We start from the raw sequence: 16,064 nt of genomic DNA, 5'->3' as shown, positions 1-16,064 counted from the left end.
ATCCGCGCTATAGTGACCCTGTGACCGAAAACGTCAATCCAGTCACCAGGCCCAGGCTGGAGCCGGAGCCGGACGAGCGGCTCGGCCGGGTGCTGGACGCCGCCGCCGAGCTGCTGGTCAGGTGGGGTTACCGGAAGGTCACCGTGGAGGACGTCGCGGCCGCCGCCGGGATCGGCAAGGGCACCGTCTACCTGCACTTTCGTACCAAGGAAGCGCTGTTCCTGACGGTGCTGCTGCGCGGCTACCGGGGGCTGCTGACCGGGCTGACCGACCGGATGCGGGCCGACCCCCAGGAGGTGCTGCCGGGGCGGATGGTGCGTTCCACCTACCTGGCGGTGCTGGACGATCCGGTGGCCCGGCAGATGTACCTCGGCGACGGGGAGATGCTCGGGCGGCTGGCCAGGGAGGCGGCGGGCACGCTCGGCGGGCTGCGCGAGCGGGGCACCGAGGCCGGCCGTGCGCACCTCGCCCTGCTCCGCGACGCCGGGCTGCTGCGCACCGACGTCGACCTGTCGGCGCAGCAGTACCTGCTCGACTCGGTCACGTCCGGCTTCTTCTTCGTCGAGTCGCTCGGCCTGCCGAGCACGCCGGCCGACCCGCACACGCGGGCCGACCTCCTGGAGTACGCGGTGGCCCATGCCCTGCAGGTGCCCGGGGCGCCGGCCCCGGACGCCGCACTGGCCGAGCGGGTCGCCGCCTCGTACGACGCACTGCTCGAACCCATCGCCAACGAATGGCAACGTCGCGTCCGGTGACCCCGGGCGCCGAAGGTGAGGACACGATGACCACGAGCCCGCCCGACATCATGTCGCCCGAGCTGATGACCTACCCGTACCGCGAGTACGGACGGCTCCGGGAGCAGGGTGCCGTCGTGCGCGGGGTGTTCATGGGCGACACCCCGGCCTGGTTCGTGACCCGGTTCGAGGAGGTCCGGGCGGTGCTCGGCGATCCTCGGTTCATCAACGACCCCGCCTCGGTGCCGGGGGCGCCGGCGACCGACGTGCGCCGGCTCTACATCGAGCGCTACGGCCTGCCCGAGGACTACGCCCGGTACATGGCGGACTCCATCCTGGCCATGGACCCGCCCGACCACGCCCGGCTGCGCAAGCTCGTGTCCAGGGCGTTCACCGTGCGCCGGGTGACCGAGCTGCGCCCGAGGGTGGAGGCGATCGCCGATCAGCTGCTCGGCGGCATGACCGGGCGGGTGGACCTGGTCGAGCGGTTCGCCTACCCGCTGCCGATCACCGTGATCTGCGAGCTGGTCGGCCTCCCGGAGGCGTCACGGCCGGCCTGGCGGCACTGGGGGCGCGAGCTGACCTCGATGGACCCGAAGCTGATGCCGGCCGCCGTGCGCGGCATGGTGGACGGCGCGCAGGCCCTGGTCGACGCGCGGCGGGCGGACCCGACGACGCACGACGACCTGCTCGGCGGGCTGGTCAGGGTCCACGACGAGCACGACGGCCGGCTGTCCGACACCGAACTGGTCACCTTCGTGATGACCCTGGTGCTTGCCGGCCACGAGACCACCGCGCACCTGATCGGCAACGGCACCGTCGCGCTGCTCACCCACCCGGACCAGCTCGCCCTGCTGCGCGAGCGTCCGGAGCTGTGGCCGACGGCGGTGCACGAGCTGATGCGCTGGTGCGGGCCGGTGCTCGTGACCAAGCCGCGCTACGCCGCCGCCGACGTCGAGCTGGGCGGGGTGCGCATCCGGGCCGGTGAGATCGTCCAGCCGGTGCTGGTGTCGGCCAACTTCGACCCGAGGCGCTACCCGGACCCGGACCGGCTGGACGTCACCCGCCAGCCCGAGGGGCGCGGCGAGGGCCACGTCGGGTTCGGCCACGGCGCGCACTACTGCCTGGGCGCCGCGCTGGCCCGCCAGGAGGCGGAGGTGGCGCTGCGCGCGCTGTTCGAACGGTTCCCGGACCTGAGGCTGGACGTCGACCCTGGCGAGCTGCGGTGGGAGCAGATGCCGGGTTCCCGCCGGCTGGCCGAGCTCCCCGTCCGCCTCTGAGGCCCGCGGTCAGTACGACTTGGGCAGGCCCAGGGTGTGCTGGGCCACGAAGTTGAGGATCATCTCCCGGCTGACCGGGGCGATCCGGCCGGCCCGCACCGAGCCGATGAGCGGGCCGATGCCGTACTCGGCGGACATCCCGTTGCCGCCGTGCGCCTGCACCGAGGCGTCCACGGCGTGGATGGCGGCCTCGGCGGCGGCGTACTTGGCCACGTTCGCCGCCTCGCCGGCGCTCGGGTCGCCCTGGTCGTAGAGCCACGCCGCCCTGGTGGTGGCCAGCCGCGCCAGCTCCACCTCGATGTGCGCGACGGCCAGCGGGTGCGCGATCGCCTGGTGGCTGCCGATGGGCGCGTTCCACACCTGGCGCTCGCGCGCGTAGGCGGTGCCCTTGTCCAGCGCGTAGCGGGCCAGGCCGTTGGACTGGGCGGCCACCGTGATCCGCTCCGGGTTCAGCCCGGCGAACAGCGCCGCCAGCCCGGCCTCCTCGCCGCCGACCAGCGCCTCGTCCGGCAGGTGCACGTCGTCGAAGAACACGGTGAACTGCCGCTCGGCGGCCACGAACGCCATCTCGATCGGCTGGTACGTCATGCCCGGGGTGTCGTTCGGGACGATGAACATGGCCGGGCGCAGGGTGCCCTTGCTGTCCTGCATGCGGGCCACCACCAGCGTGGCGTCCGACTCGTCGACCCCGGAGATGTAGTACTTGTGTCCGGACAGCCGCCAGCCGCCGTCCGGGTCGGGCCGGGCCGAGGTGGTGATCCGGTGCGAGTTGGAGCCGGCGTCCGGCTCGGTGATCGCGAAGGAGAACTTCACGGTGCCGTCCGCGATCCCGGGCAGCCAGCGTTCGCGCTGTTCGCTCGTGCCGGAGGTGGCGATCACGGTGGCCGCGATCGCGGGCGAGACCACGATCAGCAGCAGCGGGCAGCCGCCGGCCGCGATCTCCTCGGTGACGATGGCCAGCTCGACCATCCCGCCGCCGCCCCCGCCGTACTCCTCCGGCACGCCCACGCCGAGGAACCCGGCCGCGCCCGCCTCCGACCACAGCTCGGTGGTCTTCTCACCGGCCTTGGCCTTCGCCCACAGGTAGTCGTGCCCGTACTTGCCGGCCAGCGCGGCCACCGAGGAGCGGAGCATGCGCTGTTCGTCGGTCTCGGCGAAGTCCATTCGCCCAGTCTGGCGGGTGCCGGGGCTCGTGCGCAACTTACCGGCTTAACGGCCGGTAAGTTCGCGTTCGTGCAGCAAGAGCAGGCCGAGCGCGGCGACGCTCTGCGCGTCGGTGACCTCGCCGCGCCTGATCATGTCGGTCAGCTCGTCGCGGGTGAACCAGGCCGCGCGCATGTCCTGCTCGCTGTGCTCGCGCTCGGGCGGGCCCTCGGCGAGGTCCGTGGCCAGGAATACGCGTCCGCGCTGGCTGGACATCCCGGGGGCGACGTCCAGCGTGCCGATCTGGACCATGCTGCCGGCCCGCAGCCCGGTCTCCTCCCGCAGCTCGCGGGCGGCCAGCTCGGCGGGGTCGGCGTCGGCCCGGTTCGGCGCCGTGCCCTGGGGGAACTCCCAGCGGCGCATGCCCAGCGGGTACCTGAACTGTTCGACCAGGTGCAGGCGGTCGCCGTCGGCCGGGACGATCAGCGCGTAGTCCGGCTTGTCGATCACGCCGAAGATCCCGTCGGTGCCGTCGGGGCGGCGGATCTGGTCCTCGCGCACGACCATCCACGGGTTCGCGTACACCTCTCGCGTGCTTAGCTGCTTCACTGCGGCGACGCTAGCTGAGGCCGGTATGGGCGAGGCGATACCGTGCGTGTCGTGCGTCTCGTGATCGCCCGCTGCCAGGTTGACTACGTCGGCCGGCTGACCGCCCACCTCCCGATGGCCCCCCGGCTGCTGCTGGTCAAGGCCGACGGCTCGGTGAGCGTGCACGCCGACGACCGCGCCTACAAGCCGCTGAACTGGATGAGCCCGCCGTGCTGGCTGGAGGAGGAGCCGGGGGTGTGGACGGTCCGGAACAAGGCCGACGAGTCGCTGGTGATCACCATCGAGGAGGTGCTGCACGACTCGTCGCACGAGCTCGGGGTGGATCCGGGATTGGTGAAGGACGGCGTGGAGGCGCACCTGCAGGAGCTGCTCGCCGAGCATCCGGCCACCCTGGGGGACGGGTTGACCCTGATCCGGCGCGAGTACCCGACGGCGATCGGGCCGGTCGACCTGCTCTGCCGCGACCCGGGCGGCGGGACCGTCGCGGTGGAGGTCAAGCGGCGCGGCGAGATCGACGGCGTCGAACAGCTCACCCGTTACCTGGAGCTGCTCGGGCGCGATCCGCTGCTCTCGCCGGTGGCGGGGGTGTTCGCCGCGCAGCAGATCAAGCCCCAGGCCCGTACATTGGCCGCCGACCGAGGCATCCGCTGCGTGGTGGTGGACTACGAGGCGCTGCGCGGCGCGGAGCCTGGCCACCTGCGGCTGTTCTAGTAGGACAGTCGTGCGGCGTGGCGTGCGGCGTGGCGTGCAGCCTGGCGACCTCCGGCCGGCCGAGGTTTGATAGATCGTTCTAATAGGATCATCAGGCCGGCCCGCCTTTGTGCTGTTATTACAGTTCTGGTGGCCTGATGATGTTGGTTCGTGACCGTCTTGGCGGCATGCTCTGAGGTTCCGCTCACCGTGCGTGGTTCCGGCCGCGCCGGCCGGGCGATCGACACGTAGGCTCTTGTGAATCGATCCCGCGTGCGCTTTGGAGGTCGTGACGATGACGCAGACCGAGAGCCCGGCCGCGGCGGCCGGCGGCGCGGGCGAGGGCGCCGCGACGTTCGACTCCATCGACCCCCGCACCGGCGAGGTCGTCGGCGGCTACCCGGTGCACGACGCGGCGTACGTCCGGTCGGCGGTCGACTCTGCCCGCGAGGCCAGCCGGTGGTGGGCCGGGCTGGGCTTCGACGGGCGGCGCAAGCTGCTCGGGGCCTGGCGCAAGCTGCTGGTGTCCCGGATCGACCGGATCGCCGACCTGGTCTCGGCCGAGACGGGCAAGCCGCGCGACGACGCCCGCGTAGAGCTGGTGCTGGCGATCGACCACCTGGCCTGGGCGGCGCGCCACGCGGAGCGGGTGCTCGGCCGGCGCAAGGTGAGCTCCGGCCTGCTGATGAGCAACCAGGCCGCCACCGTTGCGTACCCGCCGTACGGCGTGATCGGCGTGATCGGCCCGTGGAACTACCCGGTGTTCACCCCGATGGGCTCGATCGGGTACGCGCTGGCCGCCGGCAACGCGGTCGTGTTCAAGCCCAGCGAGCTGACTCCCGGGATCGGGCACGCGCTGGCCGAGACGTTCGCCGAGGCGGTGTTCGGCGGCGGGCACCGCAAGCCGGTGTTCACCGTGGTGACCGGGCTCGGCGAGACCGGCGCCGCGCTGTGCCGGTCCGGGGTGGACAAGCTCGCGTTCACCGGCTCCACCGCGACCGGCAAGCGGGTGATGGCGGCCTGCGCGGAGAGCCTCACGCCGGTGCTGGTGGAGTGCGGCGGCAAGGACCCGCTGATCGTGGACGCGGACGCCGACCTGGACGCGGCGGCGGACGCGGCGGTCTGGGGCGGGATGTCCAACGCCGGCCAGACCTGCGTGGGCGTGGAGCGGGTGTACGTGGTCGAGCCGGTGGCCGACGAGTTCCTGGCCAGGGTGGTGCGCCGCGCGGAGGCGCTGCGCCCGGGCGGCGAGCCCACCGCCGACTTCGGGCCGATGACCATGCCCTCCCAGGCCGACGTGGTGGCCGGCCAGCTGCGGGACGCGCTGGACAGGGGCGCGACGGCGGTGGTCGGCGGGACCGTGTCGGTCCGCCCGCCGTTCGTGGAGCCCGTGGTGCTCACCGACGTGCCGGAGGACTCCACCGCGATCACCCAGGAGACGTTCGGCCCGCTGCTCACGGTGAACCGGGTGGCCGATGTCGAGGACGCCGTCGCCCGCGCCAACGCGACCGCGTACGGGCTGGGCGCCTCGGTGTTCTCCGCCCGGCGGGGGGAGGAGATCGCGGCCCGGCTGCGCTGCGGGATGGTTGCGGTGAACGGTGTGATCACCTTTGCCGGCGTGCCGGCGCTGCCGTTCGGCGGGGTGGGCGACTCCGGGTTCGGCCGTATCCACGGCGAGGACGGCCTGCGGGAGTTCGCTCGGGCGCAGGCCGTGACCAGACAGCGGTTCGCGCCACCGATCGCGGTGACCACGTTCACCCGGCGCAAGAACGCGATCGGCCGGCTGCTGACGTTGGTGCGGGCGCTGTACGGCCGCTAGGAGCGCCCTCTCGTCTGCCAGCCCGTCCGGCCAGCCAGCCAGCCAGCCCGCCAGCCCGTCCGCCCCTTAGCTCGCCCGTCCGCTAGCCCGTCCGCCCGCCAGCCAGCCGACTCGCCCTCCACCGAAAGACAGACCGACCGTCGGTCTGTTCGTAGTTGGACCGACGGTCGGTCGGTATTTCAGGCACGTGTGTTCGGGATCCCGAACACAGAGCACTGCCGGAACGGGCGGCGGATGGCAGGATCCCTCTGAACGAGACTCAGGGAGGTAGCGGCGTGGCGCGTGAGTTCGAGGCCGTCGGTGTGGTCGGCCTGGGCACGATGGGTGCCGGCATCGCCGAGGTGTTCGCCCGCAACGGCCTGCGCGTGGTCGGCGTCGAGCAGGACGCGGCCGGCGTGGCCAGGGGCCGGGGTCATCTCGAACACTCCACGGCCCGCGCCACCGCCCGGGGCAAGCTCAGCGAGGACGACGCCCGTGCGTTGCACGACCGCGTCACGATGACCACCGACCTGGCCGACCTCGCCGACGTCGACCTGGTGATCGAGGCGGTCCCCGAGCGCCTGGACCTCAAGGCGGACATCCTCGCCGCCGTGGACAAGATCGTCCGCCCGGACGTCATCCTGGCGTCCAACACCTCGTCGCTGTCGATCACCGAGCTGTCTGTGCGCACCGGCCGCCCCGGCCGCGTGGTGGGCATGCACTTCTTCAACCCCGCGCCGGTGCTCAAGCTGGTCGAGCTGGTCCGCACGGTGGTCACCGAGCAGGACGTGGTGGACGACATGGCCGCGTTCGCGCGGAAGATGGGCAAGGTCCCGGTGGTGATCGGCGACCGGGCCGGGTTCATCGCGAACGCCCTGTTGTTCGGCTACCTCAACCACGCGGCCCGGATGTTCGAGGAGCACTACGCCACCCGTGAGGACATCGACGCGGCCATGCGCTTCGGGTGCGGCTACCCGATGGGTCCGCTGGCGCTGCTGGACCTGATCGGCCTGGACACCGCCTACGAGATCCTCATGACGATGTACAACCAGTCGCGCAACCTGATGCACGCGCCGACGCCGGTGTTCAAGCAGATGATCACCGCCGGCCTGCTCGGGCGGAAGAGTGGGCGCGGCTTCTACACCTATGACTCGGCGGACTCGCCCAAGGTCGTCGACGACGCGGACACCCCCGGTCCGCTCGACGCCGCCGACGGCACCGCCCGCCCGGTCCGGACCGTCGGCGTGGTCGGCACCGGCACCATGGCCACCGGCATCGTGGAGGTGCTCGCCAAGTCCGGCCTGGACGTGGTCCTGCGCGGCCGCTCGGACTCGAAGAACGAGGCCTCGCTGGGCGCGCTGAAGCGCTCGCTGGACAAGGCGGTGGTGCGCGGCCGGCTCTCCGAGGAGGACCGGGAGGCGGCCTTCGGCCGGGTTCGCGCCACCACCAACCTCGAGGACATGGCCGAGTGCGACCTCGTGATCGAGGCCGTCGCCGAGGAGCTGGACGTCAAGCGCGCGGTCTTCGAGACGCTGGACGAGGTGTGCAAGCCGGGCGCGGTGCTGGCCACCACGACGTCCTCGCTGCCGGTCATCGAGTGCGCGGCCGCCACCTCCCGCCCCGGCGACGTGATCGGCCTGCACTTCTTCAACCCGGCGCCGGTGATGAAGCTGGTGGAGGTGGTCAGCACCATCGCCACCTCGCCGGACACGGTGGCCACCGCCCGGTCGCTGTGCGGCGAGCTGGGCAAGCACGCGGTGTTCTGCGGCGATCGGGCCGGGTTCATCGTCAACGCGCTGTTGTTCCCCTACCTGAACGACGCGGTCAAGATGCTCGAGGCGCACTACGCCAGCTCCGACGACATCGACGCGGCGATGAAGACGGGCTGCGCGCTGCCGATGGGTCCGTTCGAGCTGCTGGACGTGGTGGGCCTGGACGTCTCGCTGGCGATCGAGCGCACCCTGTACCAGGAGTTCCGGATGGCCGGTTATGCGCCGGCGCCGCTGTTGGAGCACCTGGTGACCGCCGGGCGGCTGGGCCGAAAGACAGGACAGGGCTTCCGGGACTACGCCGCGTCCCGGTAGCCCTCGTCGGGACGGCGAGATACTGATCTCGTGCCGCGCCGCAACCGTGCCAGAGGGGACTCGGGCTCACCACGCCCGTTGGTCGGCGGCGCGCTGGGCTGGTCGAGGACCGAGGTCGGCCCGGACGGCGAGTGGACGGTGCGCTCGGTCCCGGGCGCGCGCGGCCGCAAGACCTACCGCTGCCCCGGATGCGACCACGAGATCGCACCGGGGGTGGGGCACGTGGTCGCCTGGCCGGCGGGCGCCGGCGCCACCGGAAGCTCCGACGACCGGCGACACTGGCACACCGCGTGCTGGGCATCGCGCCGCCACCGTCGCCCCGGCCGCCGCACCTGACGCCACCGCCGACGCCCGCCCAACCGCGGCCACCTGCCGTAAACGCCGCTAGGGCCGGCTCCGCGCGGAGCCGGCCCTAGCGGCCTGAGAAACTACCGGTCGTCCGGCGCCGCGATCAGCGCTGGCGGGCCGTCGGGGTCGGGCGGCGGCGTCCCGGGGTGGGACGGCGCTCCGGGCTCGACCTCGGCGTGGGCGTCGGGTCGTCACCGTTGTGGTTGCCCGAACCGTCCTGGCCGTCGGCGTCCGAGCCGTCGTGCTCCCCGGGGCCGCTGCCGTTGCGGTCGCCGACGATCACACGCACCGGCTGCGGCTCGGGCGGGCCGAGGCGGGGCAGGGACTGGTCGAGCGTGCCGCGAAGCTCGGAGAGCTGCGACACCAGCATGACGCGAAGGCCCTCGAGCTCGGTGACGCGCTGCTCGGCCTCGGTCACCGCCTGGTGGGCGGCGGCCTCTGCCTCGTTGATCGTGTGCTCGGCCCTTGCCTCGGCCTCGGTCACGGTCTTGTGGGCGTAGGCGTCGGCTTCGCTGACGGTGCGCTCGGCGCGGGCGTCGGCTTCGCTGACCGTGTGCTCGGCCTTGGACTCGGCCTCGCTGACCGTCTTGTGGGCGTAGGCGTCGGCTTCGCTGACGGTGCGCTCGGCGCGGGCGTCGGCTTCGCTGACCGTGTGCTCGGCGCGGGCGTCGGCCTCGCTGACGGTGTTCTCCGCCCTCGCCTCGGCCTCGCTGACCATCTGCTGGGCGCTGTTGCGCGCCTCGCTGACCATCTTGTGGGCGCTGGCGTCGGCTTCGCTGACGGTCTTGTGCGCCCTGGCGTCCGCCTCGCTGACCGTCTTGTGCGCCCTGGCGTCGGCGTCGCTCACGGTCTTCTGCGCGCGGGCGTCGGCCTGGCTGACCATTTCCTGCGCGGTCTGCCGTGCGGTGGTGACCATCCGCTCGGCCTCGGCCCTGGCCGTCGTGACCAGCCGGTTCGCCTCTTCGCGGCTGGCTTCCTGCTTCTGCTGGATAGCGGCCATGATCTCGGTCCGGCGGGCCGTCATGGCGATCTCGAAGTCGTCCTCGACCTGTGCGCGCTGGGCCGCGCTCTGCTGGTCGAGCGCGGTGCGCTCCTCCTCGGCCTCGCGCAGGACCCGCTGGGCCTCGGCGCTCGCCTCGGACCGGATGCGCTCGGCCTCGTTCGACGCCTCGGAGCGGATGCGCCGCACCTCGGAGGTGGCCTCGGAGCGCACCCGCTGCGCCGCCGCGGCCGCTTCCGAACGGACCTGCTCGGCGTCCGTGGTCGCCGTGGTCCGGAGGCGCTCGGCTTCCTCGCGCGCCTCGGTCATGACCTTCTCGCGCTCGAGCGAGAGCTGCCGGCCGGCCTCTTCGAGCTGCTTGGCCTCTTCGTCCAGCTGGCGACGCCGCGCGTCGAGGCGCCGCGGCAGGTCGCCGGCCTCGGTCTCGGCGCGCGCGACGATCTCGGTGGCCTCGGTCTCGGCCCGGGTGCGTCGCTCGGCCACCTCGTCCTGGGCGAGCCGGAGCATGGACTGCACCCGTTCGCTCATGCCCTCGACGCTGTCCGGCGCGGTCGACAGGCGACGGACCTGGCCCTTGAGCCGATCCGTTTCCGCCCACGCCACATTGACTTGACGTGCCAGCTGGCTGTTCTGCTCGATGGCCGCATCACGGTCGGCCGCGAGCATGCGAAGCTGGGCGTCTATATCTCGCAGGTAGTCGTCAACCTGGGCCGAGTCGTAGCCCCGACGGGTGATCGCGAAAGCCGATCCGGGGGCCGGCAGGTGATCATCTCCAGCTGGCATGGCGCTTACCGTACTCGCCGCAAATCACACGGTCGTGGCGGGTGTCACTCTACGGAGGACCAGCCCTCGACTAGACCCCACGGAAACGATTGATCTCGGGGAAATGCCGCTCTCGGCGCTCCGGATCGCGCACCCCGAGGCCTTCCTCGGGAGCCAGGCACAGCACGCCGACTTTGCCCTGGTGAACGTTGGAATGGACGTCCAGCGCGGCCTGGCCGGTCTCCGCCAGCGGGTAGACCCTGGACAGGGTGGGGTGGATCTTCGCCTTGTCGATGAGCCGGTTGGCCTCCCATGCCTCGCGGTAGTTGGCGAAGTGCGAGCCGACTATTCGCTTAAGGTTCATCCAGAGGTAGCGGTTGTCGAAGACGTGCTCGTATCCGCTGGTAGATGCGCAGGTGACGATGGTGCCGCCTTTGCGGGCGACGTACACGCTGGCGCCGAACGTCTCCCTCCCGGGGTGCTCGAAGACGATGTCCGGGTCCTCCCCGCCGGTGAGCTCGCGGATCCTCGCGCCGAACCGCTTCCACTCGCTCTGGTCCTGATGCTGGTCGTCACGCCAGAAGCGGAACCCCTCGGCGGCGCGGTCGATGATGAGCTCGGCGCCCATGCGTCGGCAGATCTCCGCCTTCTCCGGAGAGGACACCACGCAGACCGGCGTGGCGCCGCCGTTCAGCGCGAACTGGGTCGCGTACGAACCGAGCCCGCCCGACGCGCCCCAGACCAGGACGATGTCGCCTTGTTTCATGTCGGCGCCGTTGCGGGAGACCAGCTGGCGGTAAGCGGTGGAGTTGACCAGGCCGGGGCTGGCAGCCTCCTCCCAGGTCAGGTGGCCGGGCTTGGGCATCAGCTGGTTCGACTTCACCAGCGCGAGCTCGGCGAGGCCCCCGAAGTTCGTCTCGAAGCCCCAGATGCGCTGCTCCGGGTCCATCATCGTGTCGTCGTGGCCGTCCGGGCTCTCCAGCTCGACGGACAGGCAGTGCGCCACCACCTCGTCGCCCGGCTTCCAGCTGTGGACACCCGGCCCGGTGCGCAGGACCACGCCGGCGAGGTCGGAGCCGACCACGTGGTAGGGCAGGTCGTGTCGCTTGGCCAGCGGCGAGAGCCGGCCGTAGCGACGCAGGAAGGCGAACGTGGGAAGCGGCTCGAAGATGGAGGTCCAGACGGTGTTGTAGTTGATCGCGCTGGCCATCACGGCGACGATCGCCTCGCCCGGCCCGAGCTCGGGTGTCGCCACGGTGTCGAGATGGAGGCTCTTGCGCGGGTCCTTCTCCCGCGACGGGAGCCCCGCGAACATCTCGACCTCGTCGGCGCGCACCGTCACGCCTCGGTAGTGGTCGGGGACGGTCAGCCCGCCCACCGCATCGAGCTCGTCGGCCAGGATCGCGTCGCGTATCTCTTGCACGCCGTGCCTCCCGTGAGTCGCGGCTGGCGCGTGGCCCCAGCCCTCGTGCTTGGGATACCAAACGCTACCGGCGGGTAACGAGCCCGGACAAGGCCTGTGACCGACGTCGCCGCCGTCGCCGGACCGTGCGCGGGCCGAGGTCAGCTCGGCGTGGCCGCGGGCTCCACGAGCTCGATGAGTACCCCGCCGGCGTCCTTGGGATGCACGAAGTTGACCAGGGAGTTCGCCGTGCCGCGACGGGGCTCGTCGTAGAGCAGTCGCGCACCCTGTTCGCGCAGCCGCGCGCAGGTGGCTTCGAGGTCGGCGACCCGGTACGCCATCTGTTGGATCCCAGGCCCGTTTCGGCCGATGAACTTGGCAATCGTGGAGTTCTCGTCCAGTGGCGCGAGCAGCTGGACGGCGGGTCCGTGGTGGTCGCCGGGGGCGTGCAGCATCGCCTCTCGCACGCCCTGCTCCTCGTTGACCTCGACGTGGGTGGCCACGAGCCCGAGGTTGTCCGCGTACCAGGTGATCGCGGCATCCAGGTCGGGTACCGCGATCCCGACATGGTCGATGGTCGTGACGGCTCCGCGTAGCTCGTTCATGGCCGGAATGTAACCGATCAGAATCGTTAACTGTGCCGGTCTTCACCCGGTCACCTGCCGATCCCGAAGGTATCGTCTGAGCAACCCACCGCCGTCGGAGTCGCTGGAGGCCGTCGTGACTCAGTCCGTGATCGTTGCCGGGGCGCGCACCCCGATGGGCCGCCTGCTGGGCTCGTTGAAGGACTTCTCGGGCGCTCAGTTGGGTGGTATCGCGATCAGAGCGGCGCTGGAACGCGCGGGCGTTCCCGCCGACCAGGTCCAGTACGTGATCATGGGACAGGTGCTGACGGCTGGTGCCGGGCAGATACCGGCTCGCCAGGCCGCCGTGGCGGGCGGCATCTCGATGAACGTGCCGGCGCTGACCATCAACAAGGTGTGCCTGTCGGGTCTCGACGCCATCGCGCTCGCGGATCAGCTCATCCGCGCCGGCGAGTTCGACATCGTCGTGGCGGGTGGCCAGGAGTCGATGACCCAGGCGCCTCACCTGCTGACGAAGTCGCGCGAGGGGTACAAGTTCGGCGAGGTGACCGCGCTGGACCACATGGCGCACGACGGGTTGTTCTGCGCGTTCGACCAGTGTGCGATGGGAGCCTCCACCGAGAAGTTCAACTCCCGGTACGAGCTCACCAGGCAGGATCAGGACGAGTTTTCCGCGCGCTCGCACCAACTTGCCGCCAAGGCCGCCGAGAACGGCATCTTCGCCGAGGAGATCGCACCGGTGTCGGTGCCACAGCGCAAGGGCGACCCCAAGATCGTGGACGCCGACGAGGGGATCCGAGGGGACACCACGGCGGAGGGCCTGGCCAGGCTGCGCCCGGCGTTCTCGTCGGACGGCACGATCACGGCAGGTTCCGCCTCGCAGATCTCTGACGGCGCGGCAGCCGTGGTGGTCATGAGCAAGGCCAAGGCGGAGGAGCTCGGGCTCACCTGGTTGGCCGAGATCGGCGCCCACGGCGTTGTGGCCGGCCCGGACGCCAGCCTCCACGAGCAGCCGGCCAACGCGATCGCGGCCGCCTGCCGCCGGGACGGGCTCGAGCCGACCGACCTCGACCTCGTCGAGATCAACGAGGCGTTCGCGGCGGTCGGGATCGTCTCCACCCGCAAGCTGGGCGTCGCCCCGGACCGGGTCAACGTCAACGGCGGCGCCATCGCCCTGGGCCACCCGATCGGCATGTCGGGCGCGCGCATAGCGCTGCACCTGGCGCTGGAGCTTCGTCGCCGAGGCGGTGGCACCGGCGTCGCCGCGCTGTGCGGGGGCGGCGGCCAGGGAGATGCGCTCGTGCTTCGGGTGCCGGCCGGCGGTTGATCGGCGGACCAGGGACAGAATGCCACGCCAGCTGGACGTAACGAGCCTCGTCACGCGTGCTCGTGATGGGGATGCGAGGGCGGTCGCGCGGCTGATCTCCATGGTGGAGGACGCCAGCCCGCTGCTCGGCGAGGTTGCCGCCGCGCTCGCACCGCACACCGGGCACGCCCAGGTGGTCGGCCTCACCGGCTCGCCAGGGGTCGGGAAATCGACATCGACGTCCGCGCTGGTGGGAGCCCTGCGCGAGCAGGGCAAGAGGGTCGGCGTGTTGGCGGTGGACCCGTCCTCGCCGTTCTCCGGCGGCGCTTTGCTCGGCGATCGGGTGCGGATGCAGGAACACGCGACCGACAGCGGCGTCTTCATCCGCTCGATGGCGACTCGCGGCCACCTCGGCGGGTTGTCCTGGGCGACGCCGCAGGCGATCCGGGTGCTCGATGCGGCCCGTTGCGATGTGATCCTGGTCGAGACGGTGGGTGTCGGGCAGTCCGAGATCGAGGTGGTCTCCCTGGCCGACACCACGCTGGTGCTGCTGGCGCCGGGCATGGGCGACGGCATCCAGGCGGCGAAGGCGGGCATCCTCGAGGTCGCCGACGTCTTCGTGGTCAACAAGGCCGATCGCGACGGCGCCGACCAGACGGTGCGGGATCTGAGGTACATGCTCTCGCTGGGTCGACGTGAGCGGGACGAGACGAAGTGGAAGGCCCCGATCGTCAAGACGGTCGCGTCCAGGGGCGAGGGAATCGGCGATGTGATCGCCGCGCTGGACAAACACCGTGACTGGATGAACCGGTCCGGGGAGCGGGATCGTCGCCGGCAGCTCCGCGCGGAGGCGGAGATCGAGGCAATCGCGCTGGAGAAGGTCCGGGCGCGGATCGGAGATCTCCGAGGCGGCGGCACCCTGCCCGAACTCGCCAAGCGAGTGGTCGCGGGCGAGCTCGATCCGTATGTGGCGGCGGAGGACCTGGTCGACACGGTCAGCGCCTCCTAGACAGCCGACGACGAGGGGCGGGCGTCGGCGCTGACCAGCTCATCGCCGGCGCTGCGGCCCGCGCGATCGAGCCGGGCGGGGACGCGTAGCGAGCCGATCCGGGCTGCAATGTCTCGCGCGGATCGAGCGTGGCGCGCCGCGGCACCGGAATGGCCGACCGCGCCGTGCGCACGGGCGAGGTCGACATGGGCGTTCGCGACGTCGCGAGCCGAGCCGCCGCCGGCCCGCAAGGCCAGTTCGAGGTCGGCGATAGCGGCTTCGTCCTCGTGAAGCACCTGGTGAGCGTGCCCTCGGTGACGGTGTAGCGCGTCCATGTCGAAAACCGCTATCGGGATCGGTGGGACCTGGGCGTCGACTCGCCCGGGTCCCTCGCCAAGCAGCCGCTCGGAGTGCCGGTAGGCGGCGCGGGCCTCATCGGCCGCACCGTTCACGGCCAGTGCCTCGCCGCGACATGCCTCGAACCAGGCGCGCGCGGGTGTCGATGCATCCGCGGCCGCGAGCGCAATCGCCTGCTCGACGGAGCTCAACGCGACCTCATGCTCACCGACGTCGATGAGTACCGAGGCCTGCTCTATCAAGGCGTAGCCGAGCAACACCGCCGAGTCCGCCTCTCGGGCAGCCGCCTTCGCCGTCTCGTGGTCGTGCCACGCCACCGACGGCCGGGCCTGGTCGAGCGCGAGCCGTCCGGCCAGCGTCGAGGCCTCGGCCACCAACCAGGCCAGTCGTCTGCGTAGGTGCGGGCGCACCGCGTGGTGTAGCGCCTCTTCCAGGTAGGCGAGCTGCGCACGGACGGAGCCCGCGGACGCGGCAGCGCCGAGCCGGTCGTCCAGCCTTCGGGTGGTGTCCAGCTGAGCGTGAAGCAGCTCGACCGACGAGTCGTCGAGGGCGGCAGAGGCTTGTAGCCGCGCCCGCAGCGCGTCCGTGTCGTCCATTGCGGGCTCGGCCTCGGCGGCCGCCTCCGGAAGCCCGAGCTCGGCATCGGTGCTCCCGTAAAGCTCGCGCAGCAGCGCCCGGTAGTGCTCCTCGGGTATGGCGTGCTGGTTCTCCCAGCGCGAGAGCTGGGTCTTCAGGCTGGCCGGGGCGGCGACGGTGACGCCTCGCTCGGCGGCGAGTGCCATCAGCTCGTTCGCCGCGCGGGACTGCGACCATCCGCGCGCGATCCGTGCCGCGCGCAACGGCCCCTCTGGCTGGTTCATGCGTGTCAGTGTGGCCTGCTGAGGCATGGCTGTCAACTCGGTTGACGCAACCAGCGTTAACGGGCATCATTGGTCGCGTTGGAGTCGTGATGAGTGGGAGGAGAGCGGGACATGGGAGC

14 protein-coding genes are annotated in these 16,064 nt (G+C 71.5%); 8 read left to right on the top strand and 6 right to left on the bottom strand.

What is annotated here, in order from left to right:
• Nucleotides 1-20: 20 nt before the first annotated feature.
• Together N912_RS0138595 and N912_RS0138590 are read left to right on the top strand one after the other, a co-directional pair.
• Nucleotides 21-755 (top strand): TetR/AcrR family transcriptional regulator, encoded by a 735-nt coding sequence (locus tag N912_RS0138595; RefSeq protein WP_051581401.1) that lies wholly within the window; start codon nucleotides 21-23, stop codon nucleotides 753-755.
• Between the two features lie 26 nt (nucleotides 756-781).
• Entirely contained in the window at nucleotides 782-2,014 is a 1,233-nt protein-coding gene (locus tag N912_RS0138590; protein WP_028926626.1) for a cytochrome P450 family protein, read from the top strand.
• A 9-nt stretch (nucleotides 2,015-2,023) separates the two neighbouring features.
• On the opposite strand, the gene N912_RS0138585 is transcribed toward N912_RS0138590, so the two are convergent.
• Together N912_RS0138585 and N912_RS0138580 are read right to left on the bottom strand one after the other, a co-directional pair.
• Complete coding sequence (locus tag N912_RS0138585) at nucleotides 2,024-3,178, bottom strand: acyl-CoA dehydrogenase family protein (RefSeq protein ID WP_028926625.1); 1,155 nt, start codon at nucleotides 3,176-3,178, stop codon at nucleotides 2,024-2,026.
• A 45-nt stretch (nucleotides 3,179-3,223) separates the two neighbouring features.
• Nucleotides 3,224-3,724 (bottom strand): NUDIX domain-containing protein, encoded by a 501-nt coding sequence (locus N912_RS0138580; RefSeq protein WP_051581419.1) that lies wholly within the window; start codon nucleotides 3,722-3,724, stop codon nucleotides 3,224-3,226.
• 93 nt (nucleotides 3,725-3,817) lie between these two features.
• On the opposite strand from N912_RS0138580, the gene nucS reads away from it, so the two are divergent.
• From nucS to N912_RS0138560, 4 genes are all read left to right on the top strand, one after another.
• Nucleotides 3,818-4,477, top strand: a complete 660-nt coding sequence (gene nucS / locus N912_RS0138575; protein ID WP_028926623.1) for an endonuclease NucS — start codon at nucleotides 3,818-3,820, stop codon at nucleotides 4,475-4,477.
• A gap of 274 nt (nucleotides 4,478-4,751) precedes the next feature.
• Nucleotides 4,752-6,275: an aldehyde dehydrogenase family protein gene (locus tag N912_RS0138570; protein WP_028926622.1), complete on the top strand. Its 1,524-nt coding sequence runs from the start codon at nucleotides 4,752-4,754 to the stop codon at nucleotides 6,273-6,275.
• A 275-nt stretch (nucleotides 6,276-6,550) separates the two neighbouring features.
• Nucleotides 6,551-8,338, top strand: coding sequence for a 3-hydroxyacyl-CoA dehydrogenase family protein (locus N912_RS0138565; RefSeq protein WP_028926621.1), 1,788 nt, complete (start codon nucleotides 6,551-6,553; stop codon nucleotides 8,336-8,338).
• Between the two features lie 30 nt (nucleotides 8,339-8,368).
• A complete protein-coding gene (locus tag N912_RS0138560; protein WP_028926620.1) occupies nucleotides 8,369-8,674 on the top strand; it encodes a hypothetical protein in 306 nt (101 codons plus the stop codon).
• A gap of 115 nt (nucleotides 8,675-8,789) precedes the next feature.
• Here the strand turns inward: N912_RS0138560 and N912_RS0138555 are convergent, their stop codons facing one another.
• From N912_RS0138555 to mce, 3 genes are all read right to left on the bottom strand, one after another.
• Nucleotides 8,790-10,469 (bottom strand): hypothetical protein, encoded by a 1,680-nt coding sequence (locus N912_RS0138555; RefSeq protein WP_156994298.1) that lies wholly within the window; start codon nucleotides 10,467-10,469, stop codon nucleotides 8,790-8,792.
• A gap of 70 nt (nucleotides 10,470-10,539) precedes the next feature.
• Nucleotides 10,540-11,871: a crotonyl-CoA carboxylase/reductase gene (ccrA, locus tag N912_RS0138550; RefSeq protein ID WP_028926618.1), complete on the bottom strand. Its 1,332-nt coding sequence runs from the start codon at nucleotides 11,869-11,871 to the stop codon at nucleotides 10,540-10,542.
• 140 nt (nucleotides 11,872-12,011) lie between these two features.
• Nucleotides 12,012-12,455 (bottom strand): methylmalonyl-CoA epimerase, encoded by a 444-nt coding sequence (mce, locus tag N912_RS0138545; protein ID WP_051581400.1) that lies wholly within the window; start codon nucleotides 12,453-12,455, stop codon nucleotides 12,012-12,014.
• A gap of 115 nt (nucleotides 12,456-12,570) precedes the next feature.
• On the opposite strand from mce, the gene N912_RS0138540 reads away from it, so the two are divergent.
• Nucleotides 12,571-13,761: an acetyl-CoA C-acetyltransferase gene (locus N912_RS0138540; RefSeq protein WP_028926616.1), complete on the top strand. Its 1,191-nt coding sequence runs from the start codon at nucleotides 12,571-12,573 to the stop codon at nucleotides 13,759-13,761.
• A 19-nt stretch (nucleotides 13,762-13,780) separates the two neighbouring features.
• Entirely contained in the window at nucleotides 13,781-14,749 is a 969-nt protein-coding gene (meaB, locus tag N912_RS0138535; protein ID WP_028926615.1) for a methylmalonyl Co-A mutase-associated GTPase MeaB, read from the top strand.
• Here the strand turns inward: meaB and N912_RS57350 are convergent.
• The gene (locus N912_RS57350; protein WP_037068813.1) at nucleotides 14,746-15,945 is read right to left on the bottom strand and encodes an NsdA family TPR-like regulatory protein; all 1,200 of its coding nucleotides are present in this window, start codon (nucleotides 15,943-15,945) and stop codon (nucleotides 14,746-14,748) included. The two genes, meaB and N912_RS57350, sit on opposite strands and share 4 nt — an antisense overlap.
• Nucleotides 15,946-16,064 lie beyond the last annotated feature (119 nt).

It is taken from the genome of Actinospineispora acaciae DSM 45401, from assembly GCF_000620785.1.
Classification (GTDB): domain Bacteria; phylum Actinomycetota; class Actinomycetes; order Mycobacteriales; family Pseudonocardiaceae; genus Pseudonocardia; species Pseudonocardia acaciae.
Note: the sequence above shows the minus strand (reverse complement) of the source record. Positions and strands in the feature narration are given on the sequence as shown.